General features: G+C 69.0%; 18 protein-coding genes. 9 read left to right on the forward strand and 9 right to left on the reverse strand.

The genetic code is table 11. The annotated features are described in order from the left end of the window. Positions 1–36: 36 nt before the first annotated feature. A complete protein-coding gene (locus tag KIT25_15290; GenBank protein UYN93415.1) occupies positions 37–582 on the reverse strand; it encodes a sigma-70 family RNA polymerase sigma factor in 546 nt (181 codons plus the stop codon). A gap of 129 nt (positions 583–711) precedes the next feature. Between KIT25_15290 and KIT25_15295 the strand changes: the two genes are divergently transcribed. From KIT25_15295 to KIT25_15305, 3 genes are read left to right on the forward strand one after another with little or no spacing between them, the layout of a single operon-like run. Then, entirely contained in the window at positions 712–2,244 is a 1,533-nt protein-coding gene (locus KIT25_15295) for a gamma-glutamyltransferase (GenBank protein ID UYN93416.1), read from the forward strand. Beyond that, positions 2,220–3,332, forward strand: a complete 1,113-nt coding sequence (locus KIT25_15300) for an ABC transporter substrate-binding protein (GenBank protein UYN93417.1) — start codon at positions 2,220–2,222, stop codon at positions 3,330–3,332. The genes KIT25_15295 and KIT25_15300 overlap by 25 nt, the downstream gene beginning before the upstream one ends. A 53-nt stretch (positions 3,333–3,385) precedes the next feature. Then, positions 3,386–3,892, forward strand: coding sequence for a hypothetical protein (locus KIT25_15305; protein ID UYN93418.1), 507 nt, complete (start codon positions 3,386–3,388; stop codon positions 3,890–3,892). A gap of 27 nt (positions 3,893–3,919) precedes the next feature. On the opposite strand, the gene KIT25_15310 is transcribed toward KIT25_15305, so the two are convergent. Then, positions 3,920–4,078, reverse strand: coding sequence for a hypothetical protein (locus tag KIT25_15310; protein ID UYN93419.1), 159 nt, complete (start codon positions 4,076–4,078; stop codon positions 3,920–3,922). A 308-nt stretch (positions 4,079–4,386) separates the two neighbouring features. Here KIT25_15310 and KIT25_15315 point away from each other — a divergent pair, with 308 nt between their 5' ends. From KIT25_15315 to KIT25_15335, 5 genes are read left to right on the forward strand one after another with little or no spacing between them, the layout of a single operon-like run. Beyond that, a complete protein-coding gene (locus KIT25_15315) occupies positions 4,387–5,145 on the forward strand; it encodes an orotate phosphoribosyltransferase (protein ID UYN97956.1) in 759 nt (252 codons plus the stop codon). A 33-nt stretch (positions 5,146–5,178) separates the two neighbouring features. After that, complete coding sequence (locus KIT25_15320) at positions 5,179–6,828, forward strand: peptide ABC transporter substrate-binding protein (protein ID UYN93420.1); 1,650 nt, start codon at positions 5,179–5,181, stop codon at positions 6,826–6,828. Positions 6,829–6,831: 3 nt separating this feature from the next. Further along, positions 6,832–7,410, forward strand: coding sequence for a GNAT family N-acetyltransferase (locus KIT25_15325; protein ID UYN93421.1), 579 nt, complete (start codon positions 6,832–6,834; stop codon positions 7,408–7,410). Then, complete coding sequence (locus tag KIT25_15330; GenBank protein UYN93422.1) at positions 7,407–8,369, forward strand: ABC transporter permease; 963 nt, start codon at positions 7,407–7,409, stop codon at positions 8,367–8,369. Before KIT25_15325 ends, KIT25_15330 begins: the two co-directional genes overlap by 4 nt. Positions 8,370–8,373: 4 nt before the next feature. Next, a complete protein-coding gene (locus KIT25_15335) occupies positions 8,374–9,273 on the forward strand; it encodes an ABC transporter permease (GenBank protein ID UYN93423.1) in 900 nt (299 codons plus the stop codon). A 7-nt stretch (positions 9,274–9,280) separates the two neighbouring features. On the opposite strand, the gene KIT25_15340 is transcribed toward KIT25_15335, so the two are convergent. The 6 genes from KIT25_15340 to KIT25_15365 form a co-directional block, all read right to left on the reverse strand. After that, positions 9,281–9,913, reverse strand: coding sequence for a histidine phosphatase family protein (locus tag KIT25_15340; protein ID UYN93424.1), 633 nt, complete (start codon positions 9,911–9,913; stop codon positions 9,281–9,283). A gap of 17 nt (positions 9,914–9,930) precedes the next feature. Beyond that, complete coding sequence (locus KIT25_15345) at positions 9,931–10,251, reverse strand: carboxymuconolactone decarboxylase family protein (protein ID UYN93425.1); 321 nt, start codon at positions 10,249–10,251, stop codon at positions 9,931–9,933. Further along, complete coding sequence (locus KIT25_15350) at positions 10,252–10,494, reverse strand: hypothetical protein (protein UYN93426.1); 243 nt, start codon at positions 10,492–10,494, stop codon at positions 10,252–10,254. A gap of 101 nt (positions 10,495–10,595) precedes the next feature. Beyond that, positions 10,596–11,327 carry a formylglycine-generating enzyme family protein gene (locus KIT25_15355; protein UYN93427.1) on the reverse strand — a complete coding sequence of 244 codons (732 nt, stop codon included), beginning with the start codon at positions 11,325–11,327 and terminating at the stop codon, positions 10,596–10,598. A 6-nt stretch (positions 11,328–11,333) separates the two neighbouring features. Next, positions 11,334–12,917 carry a phosphoglycerate dehydrogenase gene (gene serA, locus KIT25_15360; protein ID UYN93428.1) on the reverse strand — a complete coding sequence of 528 codons (1,584 nt, stop codon included), beginning with the start codon at positions 12,915–12,917 and terminating at the stop codon, positions 11,334–11,336. A 12-nt stretch (positions 12,918–12,929) separates the two neighbouring features. Beyond that, on the reverse strand, positions 12,930–14,096 hold the full coding sequence (locus KIT25_15365; GenBank protein ID UYN93429.1) for a phosphoserine transaminase: 1,167 nt from the start codon (positions 14,094–14,096) through the stop codon (positions 12,930–12,932). Between the two features lie 126 nt (positions 14,097–14,222). On the opposite strand from KIT25_15365, the gene KIT25_15370 reads away from it, so the two are divergent. Next, complete coding sequence (locus KIT25_15370; protein UYN93430.1) at positions 14,223–15,452, forward strand: SGNH/GDSL hydrolase family protein; 1,230 nt, start codon at positions 14,223–14,225, stop codon at positions 15,450–15,452. Here the strand turns inward: KIT25_15370 and KIT25_15375 are convergent. Beyond that, a complete protein-coding gene (locus tag KIT25_15375) occupies positions 15,449–17,077 on the reverse strand; it encodes a hypothetical protein (protein ID UYN93431.1) in 1,629 nt (542 codons plus the stop codon). The genes KIT25_15370 and KIT25_15375 overlap by 4 nt on opposite strands. Positions 17,078–17,081 lie beyond the last annotated feature (4 nt).

Raw genomic sequence — 17,081 nt, forward strand, 5'->3', positions numbered from 1 at the left:
CCGACCTTACGTCATGGGGGGCCAAGGCATCCCCGGTCATTCGACCTCCTCCTTGAAATGCTCTCGCAGGCGCAGCAAGGCCTTATGGTGTGTACTGCGAACGGTTTGCGCGTCGATGTTGAGAAGCCGGGCGATTTCGGCGACGTCCCGCTCCTCGTCGTAGAGGCACGTCAGAATGAGCATCTGCCGCGCCGTCAGCAGACCGTCCGGGATCCTGAGCTTCTCGACATGGCGGTCCTCGACGGCGAGCACCGATTCGGGCACGTCGTCGATCGGTGCGGCCAATTGCTTGCGGCGGCGCATGAAGTCCACGGCTGCCGACCGCGCGACGATCGCCAGCCAGGTCGACACCCCCGCCCGTGCCGGATCGTAGGTCTTGAGCAGGCGGAAGTCGTTGGCGCACAGCCGCAAATAGACGTCCTGTGCCGCGTCCAGGACATCGTCCTCGCTCAGCCGGGCCGCACCGAGCGCGCGCCTTGCGACGGCATTGACCAGGGGGGTCGATGCCTTCACGAAGGCGTCCCAAGCCTTTTTTTCTCCGGCCGCCAGCGCCTCGAGGTCGATCTGGTTGAGGTCCGTCACTCCCCGGTCCGTTTCGCGTCCGTCCGCCCTGCAGTCTAGCGGGGTTTGTGGCCAAATCAGGCCCCGCTACAGTCGCCTTCGCCAATCAGACGGGGGAACCAAGCGTTGAGCGAATCTCTGACACGGCAAATGACCGTCGCCAAGCGCGCGGTGCGCGGCAAGGGGGTCGTCGTCGCCCAGAACGTCAAGGCGGCCGAGGTCGGCGCCGAGATCCTGCGCAAGGGCGGCAACGCCATCGACGCGGCGGTCGCTACCGGCATGGCGATCGGCGCCGTGGAACCCTGGATGAGCGGGATCGGCGGCGTTGGTTTCATGACGGTCTGGAGCGCCAGGGAAAGGCGGGCCTGGACCGTCGACTACGGCCCGATCTCGGCCAGGAAACTCGACCCGTCGGTCTACGAGATCGTCGGCCCCGGCCCGGCCAACGCCTTTGCCTGGCCCGACATCCGCGAGCAGAGGAACGAGGTCGGCTATCACTCCATTGCCGTGCCCGGCCAGGTCGCCGGCATGGCCAAGGCACTCGAGCGCTTCGGCACCCTGAAGTGGCAGGACGTGCTTGCGCCCGGGGTCGCGCTCGCCCGGCGTGGCATGCAGCTCGACTGGTACATGCAGGTGATGCTGGCCCAGGGTGCTGCCCATCTCGCGCGCTTCCCGGCCTCGCGCGCCGCCTATTTGTGTGACGACGGCCATGTGCCGCGGATCGATTGGCAGGCGAACGTGCGCTACATCAAGCTCGGCGATCTCGGCGAGACCATGCAGCGCCTCTCCGACGGCGGACCGCGCGAATACTACGAGGGCAAGCTGGCGCGCGACATCGCCGCGGACTTGCAGGCCGGTGGATCGGCGATCGACTATGACGATCTCGCCTCGTACGAGGCGCGGATCGTGGAGCCACTGTCGTTCGATCACGGCGGGGCCACGATCAGCGTAGCGGGCGGCCTCACGGCCGGTCCCACCCTCAAGCGCGCGATCGAGCTTATGGGTGCGGGAACCAGGGGAAGCGGCGCTCCCGACGCCGCGTTCTTCGCGACCTTCGCGCAAGGCATGCACACGGCCTACGACGAGCGGCTCAAGACGCTGGGCGACAAGCCCACCGATTCCTGCACCACGCACTTCTGCGCGGCCGACAGCCAGGGCAACATGGTGGCGCTGACCCAGACGCTGATGTCGCTCTTCGGCTCGTGCGTGATGCTGCCCCGGACCGGCATCACCATGAACAACGGCATGCTGTGGTTCGACCCCGAGCCCGGCAAGCCGAACTCCTACGGACCGGCGAAGCGGCCGCTGTGCAACATCTGCCCGGTCGTCGTGTCGCGCGGCGCCGACCCCTGGTTCTGCATCGGCGCCTCCGGCGGGCGCCGCATCGTTCCCGCGGTGTCGCAGCTCGCGCTGATGCTGATCGACCGCGGCATGACCGTCGAGGCGGCCTTCCACCAGCCACGCATCGACGTCTCGGGTGTCGGGCCGATCCGGGTCAATCGCGACCTGCCGGACGTGGTGAAGAAGGCGATCGCCGCCAGGCTGCCCGTGGTCGAGGTCGACAATCCGATCTCGCCCCTGGGGTTCGCCAATCCGTCGTGCATCGTGCGCGATCCGAAGACGGGCGAGTTGACCGGAATGAACGAGGTGATGTCGCCATGGGCCGGCGGCGCGGCGCAGTAGCGGCCCTCGCGCTGCTGGTCGCGGCGCCCGCCGGCGCGCAGCAGGAGGTGCGTCTGCCGGTGCTCGTGCCGCTCACCGGCTTCGTCGCCCTCGAGGGCACGAGCCAGCGCAACGGCGCCCTGCTGGCGGCCCGCGAGGCGAGCGGGCCCGCGATCCAGCCCGACGTGCTCGACACCGCCGCGACACCCGAGTCGGCCGTGACGGCCTGGGAGCGCGCCGTCGGCGCGCCGCCTCCGCCCGCCGTCGTGGGACCGATCCTCGGCACGCAGATGCTGGCGCTGCTGCCGCTCGCGAAGGAGCGCGGCGTGCCGCTGCTCACCATCTCGGGGACCGCACGGCTCAGCGAGATGGGCAATCCGTTCTTCTTCCGATTCTTCCCGAGCGACGGCACGGTCAAGGTGGCGCATGCGCGCTATGTCGTGGAGAAGATTTCGGCCAGGCGGCCGGCCATCATCTACCAGAGCACGGCGTACGGACAGTCGGGCCGCGAGCAACTGGCGAAGACCCTGACCGAACTCGGCGCGCCGCCCGTTCTCGAGGAAAGCGTGGCCCCGACCGCCAACGACCTGTCGGCCGCCCTGCTGCGCGCCAAGGCGGCCAACGCCGATGCGTTGGTGCTGCATCTTCATGCGCCGTCGACCGTGCTGGCCGTACGTCAGGCGCGCCAGCTTCTCCCCGGCCTTCCGATCGTCGCCGGCTCGGCCATGCACCAGCCGGCAACCGCGGCGCTGCTCGAACCCGCCGAGCTGAAGGGCGTGTGCGCCGAAACGGCGGCGTCGCCGATCTCGGCCGCGACGCCGCGCATGCACGAGTTTCTGGCGGCGTACCGGGCAGCGTTCAACAGCAACCCCGATGCCTTCGCGGCGGCCCAGTACGACGCCGTCAGCATGCTTGGCCATGTCTTGCGCGCGGGCGCGCGGACGCCGGCGGCGGTGCGGGAGCGTCTGGCGAGCGAGGAGTGGCGCGGCGTCGTCACGACCTACAAGTCGGACGGCAAGGGCAACATGGCGCACGAAGCCGAAATCGTCTGCTACGACGGCACGAGCCGTGTGCCTGAGGTTGCAGAGCGTTACTCCCTTCGCCGATAATCGCACTGTCTCTAGGTATGGAGGCGTGCATGTGGAACAGGACATTCTTTGGGATGGCCGCGCTCCTGGTCGCCGCCGGTGCCGCCGCGCAGACGCCTGGCCAGCCCCAGGAGTTCCGCGATCCCAAGACCGGCCAGATCTGGACGCCCGACAATGTCGGCCAGGACAAGGGGCCGGTGAAGCCCGAGGACCGCGCGTTCGACCCGAGCGGCCAGGCCGTCGCCGTGGAAGGCGTCGTCCAGCAGAATGCCGCGACCACGTTCGTCTCCTCCATCCCCGTGACCGCCGGCCCGACGGTGCCGCTCGTCGAGATCGACGACCCGACGCTGCGCGCGATCCCGGGATCGCGCTGGCGCGTCGCCGTCGACCTGAGCAACAACGCGGCCACCACTTTCTCGCCGGTGATCGAGTGTCTGTTCACCAATGGCGGTCGCAAGGTCGAGACGACCCGGGCGATCGTCCCGCCGACGCCCGGCGGCACGCGCTGGGCTCTCACCCTGTACGGGCCGCGCAGCGACATCTTCGTCGATCTCGTGACCTGCCGCGTGGCCGAACAGTGATCGCTCCTAATCTCCATCATCCCGGTGTCAAAGCAGGATTCCGCTCGATCCTCGGGCGCCGCTGGAGCCCGCCGGCTGCGGCGACTTCAGGCCATGGGACGGCGCATGGCACGCGACGTCGTCGTGACGTCGGCCGTCTGGGAAGATGGCGCCGAAGCTCGCCGCCGTGGCGAGGATCACGAGCATCACGATGACCCAGTCGCTGTCGGTCCGCTTGCAGGATGCGGGTCGCCAGTCTCAAGTCGGCGGGCAGCAGCAGAAGCCGGCAAGCAGCGCCAGGAGCAGCCGGCGCCGGGCCACCAGGATTCGCACCAGACGCGACCGCCGGGGCCGCCCATTTCACCGCATCAAGGGATAGTCCTTTTGAGGAACCCGAGGATACCACCGGCAGCCGCCCTTGCCGGTCAGGGGGAGGGAGGCTAAACACACGCCCGTCATTTTGTCGCAAGCGGCGCGGGGGAAACAGCAGCATGGCGACGAAGAAGAAGGCCAAGATGCCGGCTGCTGCGACCGCAGACAGGTCGGCCAAGACGCTGAACGGCAAGGGGAATTCGTCGCGCGCGACGGGAACGCCCGAAGCCCGCGAGACGGCGCGGCTGCTGCTCGAGATCGAGGCGATCCACTGCCGGCCCGACAACCCGTACATCTTCACCTCCGGGCGGGCGAGCCCTGTCTATATCGATTGCCGCAAACTGATCTCCTTCCCCGAGGCGCGGGCGAAGATCATGGGTCATGCGCTCAAGCTGATCGACAAGCAGATCGGCTGGAACAAGATCGACGTGGTGGCCGGCGGCGAGACCGCGGGCATCCCGTTCGCCGCCTTCCTCGCAGCACTCGCCAAGAAGCCCATGGTGTACGTGCGCAAGCAGCCCAAGGGCTTCGGCCGCATGGCGCAGATCGAGGGCGACCTGAAGTCGGGCAAGCGCGTGCTTCTGGTCGAGGACCTCGCCACCGACGGCGGCAGCAAGCTGGTCTTTATCGACGCGCTGAAGAAGGCCGAGGCCAAGGTGACAGACTGCTTCGTGATCTTCCACTACGGCATCTTCCCGCAGAGCGTCGAGACGCTGCAGGTCGCGGGCGTCCGCCTGCACGCCCTCGCCACCTGGTGGGACGCGCTCGAGGCGGCGCAAAAGCACAAGTACTTCGACGAGAAAGGCCTGGTCGAGACCCGCGCGTTTCTAGAGGCGCCGGAACAATGGTCGGCCAACCACGGCGGCCGCCCACCCGCGCCGCGGGCCATGCTGGGCCGGTGACAGCCGACGACTAGCCGTGCGACGTTCGCGGCGATGAGTATCCGCCGCTTCCTCGCCGTTCTTCTCGCCCTCACGACCCTCGCCCTGCCCGCGCGGGCCAAGGACGAGCTTGTCGTTGCCATGACGCAGACGCCGGGCACGATGAATCCCCTGATCTCGTCGATGCTCGCCAAGTCGCTGATCAACAACATGACCATGCGGCCGGTCACCGCCTACGACTCCGAGTGGAACCTGGTCTGCCTCGTTTGTACCGCCCTGCCCTCGCTCGAGGCCGGCACGGCGCGGTTGGTCGACCTGCCCGACGGCAAGAAAGGCATCGAGACCGACTTCGAGCTGCGGCCCATGGTGTGGGGCGACGGCACGCCCGTAACGACCAGGGACGTCGCGTTCACGGTCGAGGTTGGCAAGCACCCGATGTCGGGCGTGTCGTCGTCCGAAGGCTTCCGCCGCATGGTGAAGCTCGACATCAAGGACGACCGCCGCTTCACCGTGACCACCGACCGCGTGACGTTCGACTACAACGCCATGGGCCTGATGCTGCTGCCGGCGCACATCGAGAAGCCGATTTTCGACGCCAACCCAGCCGAATACCGCAACCGCACCGCCTACGACACGCAGCCGACCAATCCCGGCCTCGCCTACGGCCCGTTCCGCATCGTCGAGCTGGTGCCCGGCAACCGCATCGTGCTCGAGCAGAACCCGCACTGGACAGGGGACAAGCCGCACTTCCGGCGCATCGTCGTCAAGATCATCGAGAACACGGCGGCGCTCGAGGCCAACCTGCTGTCGGGCAGCGTCGACTACGTGCTGGGCGAGCTCGGCCTGTCGCTCGACCAGGCGCTGGCCTTCGAGAAGAGGCACAAGGACAAGTACAACGTCGTCTACAAGCCGGCGCTGATCTACGAGCATATAGACGTCATGCTCGACAACCCGTTGCTCGAGGACCGCCGCGTGCGCCAGGCGATCCTGCTGTCGATCGACCGCAAGGCGATCTCCGACAAGCTGTTCGAAGGCAAGCAACCGGTCGCCCATGGCGGGATCAGCCCGCTCGATCCGATGTACAGCGCGTCGGCGCGGCACTACGGCTACGACCCGGCGGCGGCGCGGAAACTGCTCGACGAGGCGGGCTTCAAGGACATCCGCAACGGCGTGCGCCACAACGCCGCCGGCGAGCGCTTCGCGATCGAGATCACGACGACGGCGGGCAACCGGGTGCGCGAGCTGGTGGCGCAGGTCATCCAGAGCCAGCTCCGCCAGGTCGGCATCGATCTCAGGATCAAGGCCGAGCCGCCGCGCATCTTTTCCGACGCGCTCAACCACCGAAAGTTCAGCGGGCTCGCCATGTATGCCTGGGTGTCGCGGCCCGAAAGCGTGCCGCGCAGCACGCTGCACTCCAAGGAGATTCCGTCCGCGGCCAACGGCTGGAGCGGCCAGAACTACCCGGGCTACGCCAACCCCGCGATGGACGAGGCGCTCGACGCCGCCGAGCGCGAACTCGACGTCGAGCGTCGCCGCGGCCTGTTCGGCGACATCCAGCGCATCCATGCCGAGGACCTGCCGGTGCTGCCGATGTTCTTCCGCGTCGACGCCTTCGTATTGCCGAAGCCGCTCGTGGGCGTCGTCCCGACCGGGCACCTCAACAGCACGACCCTCTGGGTCGAGCGCTGGCGCTGGGAGAAGTAGGCGATGACGATCGCCGGGACGCCACTCGAGGGCCGCTTCGTGCGGCTCGAACCGCTCGAGGAGCGGCATCGCGAGCCGCTGCGGCCGGCCGCGCAGCACCCCGAGATATTCACGGTCACGACGTCGGCCTTCGGCCCGCACTACGACCCCTATATCGACCAGGCGCTGGCGCGCAGCGACGGCGTGCACGAGCTCGCCTTCGTCGTCGTGCACCGCGAGCAGGCGCGCCCCGTCGGGATGACACGCTTCCTCGCCATCGAGGCGGCGCACCGTCGGCTCGAGATCGGTTCCACCTGGTACGAGCCCTCGGTGTGGGCCGGCGCGGTCAACCCCGAGTGCAAGCTGCTGCTGATGGGCCACGCCTTCGAGACGCTCGGCTTCCATCGCGTCGAGTACAAGACCGATGCGCGCAACGCGCGAAGCCGCGCTGCCATCCTCAAGCTCGGCGCCCGCCAGGAAGGCGTCTTCCGCAAGCACATGGTGCTGGCCGACGGCCACGTGCGCGATTCGGTGTACTTCTCCGTCATCGACGAGGAGTGGCCGCAAGTGAAGGCCGGACTGGAGAAGCGGCTCGCCGGATGACGCGCTACCTCGCCGCGCGCACCGTCGAGATCGTGGTCGTGCTGGCGATCATGAGCCTCGTCGTCTACCTGCTGATCGGCCTCATGCCGGGCGACCCGATCGACCTGATGATCGCCGGCGACCCCAACATGACCAGCGAGGACCGCATCCGCCTGCGCGCGCTCTACGGCCTCGACCGGCCGCTGCTCGAGCGCTACCTCGCCTGGCTGGGCCAGGCACTGCAGGGCGAGTTCGGCTACTCGCGCTCGTTCGGCCAGCCCGTGCTCGCCGTGCTCGGTCCGCGCCTCGTCAACACGCTGCAGCTCGCCGGCCTTGCCTTCGTGCTCTCGATCGCCGTCGCCCTGCCGCTCGGCATGTGGGTCGCCGCCCGGCCGCGCAGCCGCGCCGACTATCTCGTCAACCTGCTCTGCTTCGCCGGCATCTCCGCGCCACCCTTCTGGCTCGCGTTGCTGCTCATCACCCTGTTCGCCGTCACGCTCGGCTGGCTGCCGGCCGGCGGCACCGCCGAGCCGGGCGCGTCGCTCGCCGACCGGCTGCGCCATCTCGCCCTGCCCGTCGCCACCCTCGCCCTCGTCCAGCTCGGCGGCTACACGCGCTTCATGCGCGGCGCCATGATCGAGACGCTGCGCCAGGACTATGTCCGCACCGCCCGCGCCAAGGGCGTACCCGAGCACCGCGTGCTGTGGGGTCACGCCTTCCGCAACGCGCTGGCGCCGGTGCTGACCATCCTCGCGCTGTCGTTCGGCGGACTGGTCTCGGGCGCGCTGATCACCGAGACCATGTTCGCCTGGCCGGGCATGGGCAAGGCGATCTATCAGGCGATCCTCGACAACGACTACAACCTCGCGCTCGTCGGGCTGCTGGTCGCCACCTTCGCCACCATCGCCGGCAACCTGCTGGCCGATCTCGGTCACGCCTGGGCCGACCCGCGCGTCTCGCTGGCCGGCGACGGACGGTGACGGCGTGACCTCGCCCTCCGCCCTGGTGTGGCGGCGTTTCCGGCGGCACCGGCTGGCGCAGGCATCGTTCGTCTTCCTGGCGGCGCTGTTGCTGCTGGCGCTCGCCGCGCCGCTGATCGCCGCCCTGCGCGGCGTCGATCCCGGCCAGACCGACTTGTTCCGCCGCTTCGAGCCGCCCTCGGCCGAGTTCTGGCTGGGCACCGACGAGCTCGGCCGCGACCTCTTCCAACGCCTGCTCGACGGCGGCCGCGTCTCGATGCTGGTCGGCCTCAGCGGCGCCCTGCTGTCGGCCGTGCTGGGCGCCGCTATCGGCGTCGTCTCGGGCTATGCCGGCGGCCGGCTCGACGCCGTGCTGATGCGCTTCACCGACGGCGTGATCTCGCTGCCGATGCTGCCGCTCCTGATCGTGCTGGCCGCGGTCGATCCGGCCAAGCTCGGCATCCCCGCCGAGATCGCCCATTCGGAAACCTTCTCGCTCTACCGCATCGTCTTCATCGTGGCGCTGACCGGATGGACGACGGCCGCGCGCCTGGTGCGGGCCGAGACGCTGAGCCTCAAGCGCCGCGACTTCGCCCGCGCCGCCCGCGCGCTGGGCGCGCCGCCGCTGCGCATCATGCGGCACCATATCCTGCCCAACGCCGCGGGACCGCTGGTGGTCGCCACAACCATGTCGGCCGGCACGCTCATCCTGCTCGAATCGACGCTCTCCTTTCTTGGGCTCGGCACCCAGCCGCCGGCGGCGAGCTGGGGCAACATGCTGACCGGCGCGCAGGAATTGCTGCAGGAGGCGCCCTTGCTCGCGCTGTGGCCCGGCCTGTTGATCTTCCTCACCGTCATCGCCTTCAACTTCCTGGGCGACGGCCTGCAGGATGCCCTCGACCCCCGGAGCGAACGCCGACTCTGAGCCTCGCTCAGCGCCGCGCCGCCGTCCAATCCGGCGGCAGGACGCTGGCGATGCGGGCATAGCCGCCCTTTCCGTCGGGCCTGAAGATCACCGCCTCACCCTGCGTGCCCGGGTGATAGCCGGTGAGCATCAGCATGTTGTTGCCGTGCGAGACGAGCACCGTGTTGGTACCGGGCGCCGGCGGCTCGGCGAGCAGCGCGCGCAGGGCATCGGTCTTGAGCCTGCGGTCGTCGGCCGTCACGGCAGGATAGCTGCGCGGCAGGCTGAGCGCCTCGACGATGCGATAGCCGTCCTTGCCGAACATCGCCTCGGCGTGCTGCCAGCAGCGGCAGTATTCGGACGACAGCACCTTGCCGACCGGAAGGCCGAGGGCGCGGAAATCCTCGCCCATCCGCCGCACCTGGGCGCGGCCCGTCGCGTCGAGATTGCGCTGGGTCGAGCAGTCGCCCATGACCGGCGCGCGGTCGGCGCCGATTCCGCCCGTCTCGCCATGGCGGATGTAGATGACGAAGCCGCCCTGGCGGAGATCGCTGATCGCGCGCCGCACCGCCTCGTCGGCGGTCCGCGCCGGCGCACCTGCCGGCAGCGCCGCCAGGACGAGACCCAGCATCGACGTCCGTCGGCCGGGTCCCGGATTCATTCTCGCCTCCCTCGCTGTCAGCCCGCCTTCGGCCGTGTCGGCACCAGGCAGAAACCCTGCGCCTCGATGCCGAGGGCCGGATTGAACTTGCTGCGGAAGTTCTCGAAGGCGATCGCCGCCGTCAATTCAACGATCTGTGCTTCGCTGAAGTGCTTCTTCACCTCGGCGAACAACGCGTCGTCGACCTGCCGGTCGGTGTAGGTGATGCGCTCGGCGTACTCCAGCGCCACCCGCTCGGCCTGGCTGAAGAGCTTGCTGTCGCGCCAGTTCGGCAGCTCGGCGAGCTTGTCCAGGCCGCCTTCCGTGGTCTCCGCGGCACGCGCGGAGTTGATGTCCATTCAAAAGGGACAGCCGTTGATGGTGGCGACGCGTGTGTAGATCAGCGGCAGCATGCCCTTGGGCAGCTGGCCCGACTGCTCGAAGGCGAGGCCGAGCTGGCCGGCGGCCTTGAGAATCGGCGGGCAGTGCGCCATCGCCTTGGTCGGATTGAGCAGGCCGCCGAACATCTCGCGCTGGCGGTCGAAGATCGGCTTCAGGATCGGATCGCCGCGGTCGTCCTCGATTTCACTGATGCGGGGCATCGGGTTTCTCCATTGCAACGACGGTTATCATAGCTCTGATAACTTGGCCGCCGCGACGAGATTTTCTCACCCTGTCCATACCCGCGCGAAGGCGAGCGGCGCTATCGCGCGTCGTAGGCGCAGCGGAAGCCGATGTAGACGACGTAGAAGTCGGCCGGCTTCCATTGCATGGCGTCGGCGCGGGTCTGGGCGGGGCCGTACCACCACGAGCCGCCGGCCGTGAGCGCCTCGTCGCCACGGCGGTCGACCAGCCACTCCCAGACGTTGCCACCCATGTCGTGCAGCCCGTTCACGCCGCGGCGCGTCGCCCCCACCGGGGCGTGGCGAGGCCATGGATCGGCCAGATTGGTGTTCATGCCGTCGGGGGCGTCGCCCACGGGATAGACATAGGTCCGCTCCTTCTCGAATCCGTCACCCGGCGCCTCGCGCATCTCCGTGTAGGCGGCGCGGCGCCACTCGCCCGCGGTCGGCAGCCGGCCGCCGCGCCAGCGACAATAGTCGGCGGCTTCCTGCCAGGTCACGTGCACCGCCGGTTCGTCCGCCGAATCGGGCTCGCTGCCGAATGGCCGGTACACCGTCCAGCCCGGCCGACGCTCCCAGCCGGCCCCCCATTCGTGGCCACCGCCGGCCTTCTCGGCCGCAGTGACGAGACCGGTCGCCTGCGCGAACGCGCGAAAGCCGCCGATCGTCACCTCGGTCGCATCCATGGCGAAGGCGCCGAGGTGCACCGGACCACCGGCCGTCGCATCGGCGGGCGGCGGCGATAGGGCGAGTGCGAGGCCGAGGGCGGCGGCGTGGATTCCAGCGTTTCGCAGGATCGCGGGCCGCGCCATCGCTCGCTAGAACCCCAGCACCTTGGCCTGCACGACGCCCTCGAGTGCCGCGATCCGCTCGAGGAGCTCCGGCGAGATCGGCTGGTCGACCTGGACCAACGCGATGGCCGAGCCGCCCGGCTTGTCGCGGCCGAGATGGAAGGTGGCGATGTTCACCTTGTGCTCGCCGAGGATCGAGCCCAGCCGGCCGATGAAGCCCGGCTTGTCGTCGTTGGTGATGTAGAGCATGTGCGGGGCGAACTCGGCCTCGATGGCGATGCCCTTGATCTCGACCATGCGCGGATGGCGGCCGCCGAACAGCGTGCCGGTGACCGAGCGCGTGTACTTGTCGGTCGTCACCGAGAGCCGGATCATCGAATGGTAGTCGCTCGGCCGCTCGTGCTTGACCTCGGCGACCTCGATGCCGCGCTCACGGGCGATCACCGGCGCGTTGACCATGTTGACCTGCTCGAGCTGCGGGCGCAGCACGCCCATCAGCGCGACCTGCGTCAGCGGCTTGACGTTGAGCGCCGCCACGTCGCCCTCGTATTCGATCGACACCGCCTTGATCTCGGTGTCGGTGAGCTGGCCGGCGAACGAGCCGAGCTTCTCGGCGAGATTCAGGTAGGGCGCCAGCCGCGGCGCGTCCTCGGCCGAGACATTTGGCATGTTGAGCGAATTGACGATGGCTCCGGTCAGCAGGTAGTCCGCCATCTGCTCGGCGACCTGCAGCGCCACGTTCTCCTGCGCCTCCACCGTCGAGGCGCCGAGATGCGGCGTGCACACCAGGTTGGGCGCGCCGAACAGCACGTTCTGCCTGGCCGGCTCCTCGGTGAAGACGTCGAAGCCGGCACCGGCGATGTGACCGGAGATCAGCAGGTCGCGCACCGCCAGCTCGTCGACCAGCCCGCCGCGCGCGCAGTTGACGATGCGCACGCCCTTCTTGGTCTTCATCAGGTTGGCGCGCGACAGGATGTTCTTGGTCTGCTCGGTGAGCGGCGTGTGCACGGTGATGAAGTCCGCGCGCGGCAGGAGCTGCTCCAAGGTCACCTTCTCGACGCCCAGCGCTGCGGCGCGCTCGTCCGACAGGAAGGGATCGTAGGCGACCACCCGCATCTTCAGCCCGAGGGCGCGCTCGGCCACGATCGAGCCGATGTTGCCGCAGCCGATCAGCCCGAGCGTCTTGAAGCTGAGCTCGGTGCCCATGAAGCGGTTCTTCTCCCACTTGCCGGCCTGCGTGCTGGTGTTGGCGTCGGCCACCTGGCGGGCGACCGCGAACATCAGCGCGACGGCGTGCTCGGCGGTCGTGATGGCGTTGCCGAACGGCGTGTTCATCACCACCACGCCGTGCGCGGTCGCGGCCTTGATGTCGACGTTGTCGACGCCGATGCCGGCACGGCCCACGACCTTGAGCTTCTTCGCCTCGGCCAGCACCTCGGCCGTGACCTTGGTCGCCGAGCGGATGGCGAGCCCCTCGTAGCCGCCGACGATGGCGCGCAGCTCGGCGGGCTTGAGGCCCGGCTTGAAATCGACGTCGCAGCCGCGCTCCGAGAAGATCTCGACGGCGCGCGGAGAAAGCTCATCGGAGATGAGCACCTTGGGTTTGGCCATTTGCGTGTCTCCTCAGGCCGCCTTCGCGCCGAATTCGCGCTCGATCTCGGCGTAGGCCCAGTCGAGCCAGGGCAGAAGCGCCTCGAGGTCGCTCACCTCGACCGTGGCGCCGCACCAGATGCGCAGGCCCGGCGGCGCGTCGCGATAACTGCCGACGTCGTAGCCCGCCTTCTCGCCCTCGAGCAGGTCGGCCATCTTCTTGGCCGCCGCCGCCTGCCTGTCGGCCGCCAGCGCCGCAAACCACGGCGCGGCGATGGTGAGGCAGACCGAGGTGTTGGAGCGGATCGCCTTGTCGGCGGCGAGGAAGCCCGCCCACTGGCGCTCGGCGACGAACTTCTCGAGCACGGCGAGGTTGGCCTCGGAGCGCGCCATCAGGCCCTTCAGCCCGCCGACGCTCTCGCCCCACTTCAGGCCGTCGATCGCATCCTCGACGCAGAGCAGCGACGGCGTGTTGATGGTGTCGCCCTTGAAGATCGCCTCGGAGAACTTGCCGCCCGAGGTCATGCGGAAGAGCTTGGGCATCGGCCATGGCGGCATATGGCTCTCCAGCCGCTGCACCGCGCGCGGGCTCAGAACCAGCATGCCGTGCGCGCCCTCGCCGCCCATCACCTTCTGCCACGACCAGGTCACGACATCGAGCTTGGACCACGGCAGGTCCATGGCGAAGACCGCCGAGGTGGCGTCGCAGATCGCCAACCCCGCGCGGTCGTCGGCGATCCAGTCGCCGTTGGGCACCTTCACGCCCGACGTCGTGCCGTTCCAGGTGAAGACCACGTCGTGCGTCCAGTCGACCTGGCCGAGGTCGGGCAGCCGGCCGTAGGGCGCCTTCAGCACCCGCGTATCCTCGAGCTTGAGCTGCTTGACCACGTCGGTGACCCAGCCCTCGCCGAAGCTCTCCCAGGCCAGCATGTCGACCGGCCGGGCGCCGAGCAGCGACCACAGCGCCATCTCGACCGCGCCGGTGTCCGACGCCGGCACGATGGCGATCCTGTAGTCGGCCGGAATGCCGAGAAGCGCACGCGTGCGGTCGACCGCCTCGACGATCTTCTTCTTGCCGAGCTTGGAACGATGGGACCGCCCGACGGCGGCGTCTTCGAGGGCTTCCGGTGTCCAACCCGGACGCTTCGCGCAGGGACCCGAGGAAAAATCGGGACGCGCCGGACGCATGTTCGGCTTCATCTACCTCTCCCTTCCAGAAGAGCTGCACTCCGGTGGGGGAGCGTGGCCCGCGGCCCCTATACGGGCGGCGGCGGCGGCCGTCAATGCGTGGCGTTTGTCGCAGAATGACATAATGTGTGGGCAAGCATGCGGGGCACTCGGGAGGCGAAATCGGGCAACTGGTCGCGGGCGATCGTGGCCACGCTGGTCATAGCCGTCGCCTCGCTCGTCGCCGCCGAACTTTCCGCCCGCTGGCTGTTCGCCCTCGAGACCCTGCAGTACCGCCGGCCCTACCAGCCGGTCTTCGTGTCGGGCGACTACCACTACCTGATGCCCAACGAGCGCCTGCCCTTCGTCCCGGGCGGCCCTGTCGCGATGGGCTATCGCGAGGGCGCCTTCGGATTCCACTACGAGCCCGGCACGCCGGCGCCGCGCACCACGACGAGCTTCGCCGACTTCCTGTTCGCCCACGGCATGAGCCGCTACGACGCGGCCGAGGTCGATCGCATCTCCTGCGCGCAGCCCGACGCGGCGCTGGTCTACGTGCTGGGCGGTTCGGTCGCGCAGGGCTTCGCCTCGTACGATCGCGCCGACACCTGGCACGCGCGGCTCGAGCAGTCGCTGCGCCGGCGGCTGCGGCGCGACGACGTCTACCTGTTCAACGCCGCGATGGGCGCCTTCGTCTCGCTGCAGGAGCGCCTCGCCTACCACGTCGCGGTGGCGCCGCGGCGGTCGAGCCTGGTGCTGTTCGTCAATGGCTACAACGACGTCACCATCCCGGCCAACTCGGGCGTGCGGCCGGGCGATCCGTTCCAGCTCGGGCTGCGCTTCAGCCAGCTCTATACCGACGGCTTCATGTGGTGGCTGGCGCGCCACAGCGCGATCGCCCACACGGTACTGCAGAACGCGTTCAACGCGCGCGTCGCCGAATACCGGGCGCGACTGGAGACCGACGACGAAGCCTTTCGCCGCCATGCCGAGGCGATCGCCGACACCTACATCGAGAACATGGAGGAAGTGCTGGGCGCCTGCGCCGCGCGTGGGCAGGCCTGCCTGGTGGCCGTCCAGCCGGCGCGCTCGCTCACCGCCCGGCACCTCGGCATAGAGGCCGACGACATTCTCTCGCAACGCCGCATCGTCGAGACCTATCGATTGCTCCTGGAGAAAGTCGCCGGCAGCACCTATCGCGACCGCTTCATCGACCTCACCCGCATCTTCGACAAGGGCGAGAAGATGCAGCTCTATCACGATTCGGTGCATCCCAATTTCGCCGGGCACGGGGTGATGGCGACTGCCCTGCTCGCGCCCGTCCTCGAGGCGCTGCGAACGGCGAGGTCGGTCGGCCCCCTCGCCAACCGCTGCGAGCGGCTGCGCTAGCGCCGCGCCAGTTCGTAGTAGGTGCCGAGCACCGGGTCGTCGAACAGCGGCCGTGCGACGTAGCGCTCGTGCAGCATGGCGTGGATCGCCGCGGCACGATCGGCCGCCGCCATGGCGCCGAGATGCGCCGCGAGCTGGTCGACCGTCCAGGTCCAGACATCGGAGATCGCCACGCGCAGGCCGCGATCCAGCGCGAAGTCGATGTCGCGGCGCAGCGCCGCGGCATGCTCCTGCGGCGTCCATCGCGGATGGCGGATCGCGCCGGCGGTGACGGCGATCCACTTGAAGCGCGGATCGAGCCGGGGGGAGCCGTCCCAGTCCCAGGTGCGGCTCCACCGGGCGTACTGCCAGACCGTGATCGGCTCGAAACCCCAGTAAACGAACACCGTGCGCTCCGGCGGCAGGCGCTGCTCGAGGCGGGCAAGCGCGGCCAGCATGGTCGTGTCGCCGCCGCGAAAGCGCGCGAGCTGCGCGGTGTTCCAGAGCAGCGGCACGCAGCTCAGCACCGCGAGCGCCATCGCGAGACGGGGTCGCTGCAGCAACGCGGCGACCAGCAGCGTCCACGCCACGGTCATGCCGGCCAGCACGTTGACCTGCATCTGCGGATCCTGAGGCTGCGAATAGACGTTGAATATCTCGCCCGCCGCCATCGTTCCGAGAAAGACGGCGGCGATGGCACGCAGGCGCGGTTCGTGCCGGCGCGGCCACAGCACGACCAACGTCGCCGCCAGCAGTGCGACCGTGAGCAGCGTCGACAGCGCCAGCGGCAGCGCCGCGCGCCGGGCCGCGGCCGGATCGACGAAGCCGCCGACCAGCAGCAGGTAGTTGCCGATGCCGGACAGCAGGTTCCACGCCTTCTCCCACGACAGTCCCGCCCAGCCGGTGGCGACACCCTTGCCCGTCCACAACAGGTCGTGCAGGCCGACGGCGCCGTTGTGGCCGTCCCACAGGAGCTGCACCGCGCCCGCCGTGCCGAGGATGCCGACCAGCAACGCGGCGAACCAGGCGGCGCGCGCCTTGCCGACTCCCGGCGCGATCGCCAGGGCGAGGACGAGAGCGGGCAAGGTCGGAAACAGCAACCGCCATTCCATCAGCCAGCCGAGCGTGAACAGCGCGCCGACCAGGAACGCACGACGGGCGGTCGGGCGGTCGAACCACAGTCCGGCCAGCAGCATCGCGCCCAGCACCAGCGCGTAGCCCGGCATGATGTCCTCGCTGATCACCGACAGCAGCAGCACGAAGCCGGTGCCGAGATGGAACAGCGCCGCCAGGCCCGCCACTCCGGCGCTTCCGGTCAGGCGATGGGCAAAGGCATAGACGAAGGCCGTGGCGATGCTGGCGAAGAAGGCGTTGAGATAGGCGAACTGCTTCCACGGCAGGCCGCGTGCCACGTCGAGCATATCGAGCCCGCGGCACAGCAGGCCATACAGAGGAAAGTAGAGATAGTTCGAGGGATCGAGGCGCGCAGTGGCCGGATCGGCGATCCACGGCTCGCCCTGGATCGCCTTGTACATGCCGTTGCTGGTGACGATGTGGACGTTCTGCAGCCAGGCGATCAGGCCGCACAGGAAGGCGAGCGACAGGACGAAGGCCAGCGCGAGCTGCCAGCCGAAGCGGATGTTCATCGTG

Origin of the sequence: Enhydrobacter sp., from assembly GCA_025808875.1 — a bacterium.
Lineage (GTDB): Bacteria > Pseudomonadota > Alphaproteobacteria > Reyranellales > Reyranellaceae > Reyranella.

What these genes read in the sequence shown, in the direction of transcription:
- KIT25_15340 (UYN93424.1), bottom strand. Translation starts at nt 9,913, where the DNA reads ATGAATCCGGGACCCGGCCGACGGACGTCGATGCTGGGTCTCGTCCTG.
- serA (UYN93428.1), bottom strand. Translation starts at nt 12,917, where the DNA reads ATGGCCAAACCCAAGGTGCTCATCTCCGATGAGCTTTCTCCGCGCGCC.
- KIT25_15295 (UYN93416.1), top strand. Translation starts at nt 712, where the DNA reads ATGACCGTCGCCAAGCGCGCGGTGCGCGGCAAGGGGGTCGTCGTCGCC.
- KIT25_15370 (UYN93430.1), top strand. Translation starts at nt 14,223, where the DNA reads ATGCGGGGCACTCGGGAGGCGAAATCGGGCAACTGGTCGCGGGCGATC.
- KIT25_15355 (UYN93427.1), bottom strand. Translation starts at nt 11,327, where the DNA reads ATGGCGCGGCCCGCGATCCTGCGAAACGCTGGAATCCACGCCGCCGCC.
- KIT25_15325 (UYN93421.1), top strand. Translation starts at nt 6,832, where the DNA reads ATGACGATCGCCGGGACGCCACTCGAGGGCCGCTTCGTGCGGCTCGAA.
- KIT25_15315 (UYN97956.1), top strand. Translation starts at nt 4,387, where the DNA reads ATGCCGGCTGCTGCGACCGCAGACAGGTCGGCCAAGACGCTGAACGGC.
- KIT25_15345 (UYN93425.1), bottom strand. Translation starts at nt 10,251, where the DNA reads ATGGACATCAACTCCGCGCGTGCCGCGGAGACCACGGAAGGCGGCCTG.
- KIT25_15375 (UYN93431.1), bottom strand. Translation starts at nt 17,077, where the DNA reads ATGAACATCCGCTTCGGCTGGCAGCTCGCGCTGGCCTTCGTCCTGTCG.
- KIT25_15300 (UYN93417.1), top strand. Translation starts at nt 2,220, where the DNA reads ATGGGCCGGCGGCGCGGCGCAGTAGCGGCCCTCGCGCTGCTGGTCGCG.
- KIT25_15330 (UYN93422.1), top strand. Translation starts at nt 7,407, where the DNA reads ATGACGCGCTACCTCGCCGCGCGCACCGTCGAGATCGTGGTCGTGCTG.
- KIT25_15320 (UYN93420.1), top strand. Translation starts at nt 5,179, where the DNA reads ATGAGTATCCGCCGCTTCCTCGCCGTTCTTCTCGCCCTCACGACCCTC.
- KIT25_15310 (UYN93419.1), bottom strand. Translation starts at nt 4,078, where the DNA reads ATGCTCGTGATCCTCGCCACGGCGGCGAGCTTCGGCGCCATCTTCCCA.
- KIT25_15365 (UYN93429.1), bottom strand. Translation starts at nt 14,096, where the DNA reads ATGAAGCCGAACATGCGTCCGGCGCGTCCCGATTTTTCCTCGGGTCCC.
- KIT25_15350 (UYN93426.1), bottom strand. Translation starts at nt 10,494, where the DNA reads ATGCCCCGCATCAGTGAAATCGAGGACGACCGCGGCGATCCGATCCTG.
- KIT25_15305 (UYN93418.1), top strand. Translation starts at nt 3,386, where the DNA reads ATGGCCGCGCTCCTGGTCGCCGCCGGTGCCGCCGCGCAGACGCCTGGC.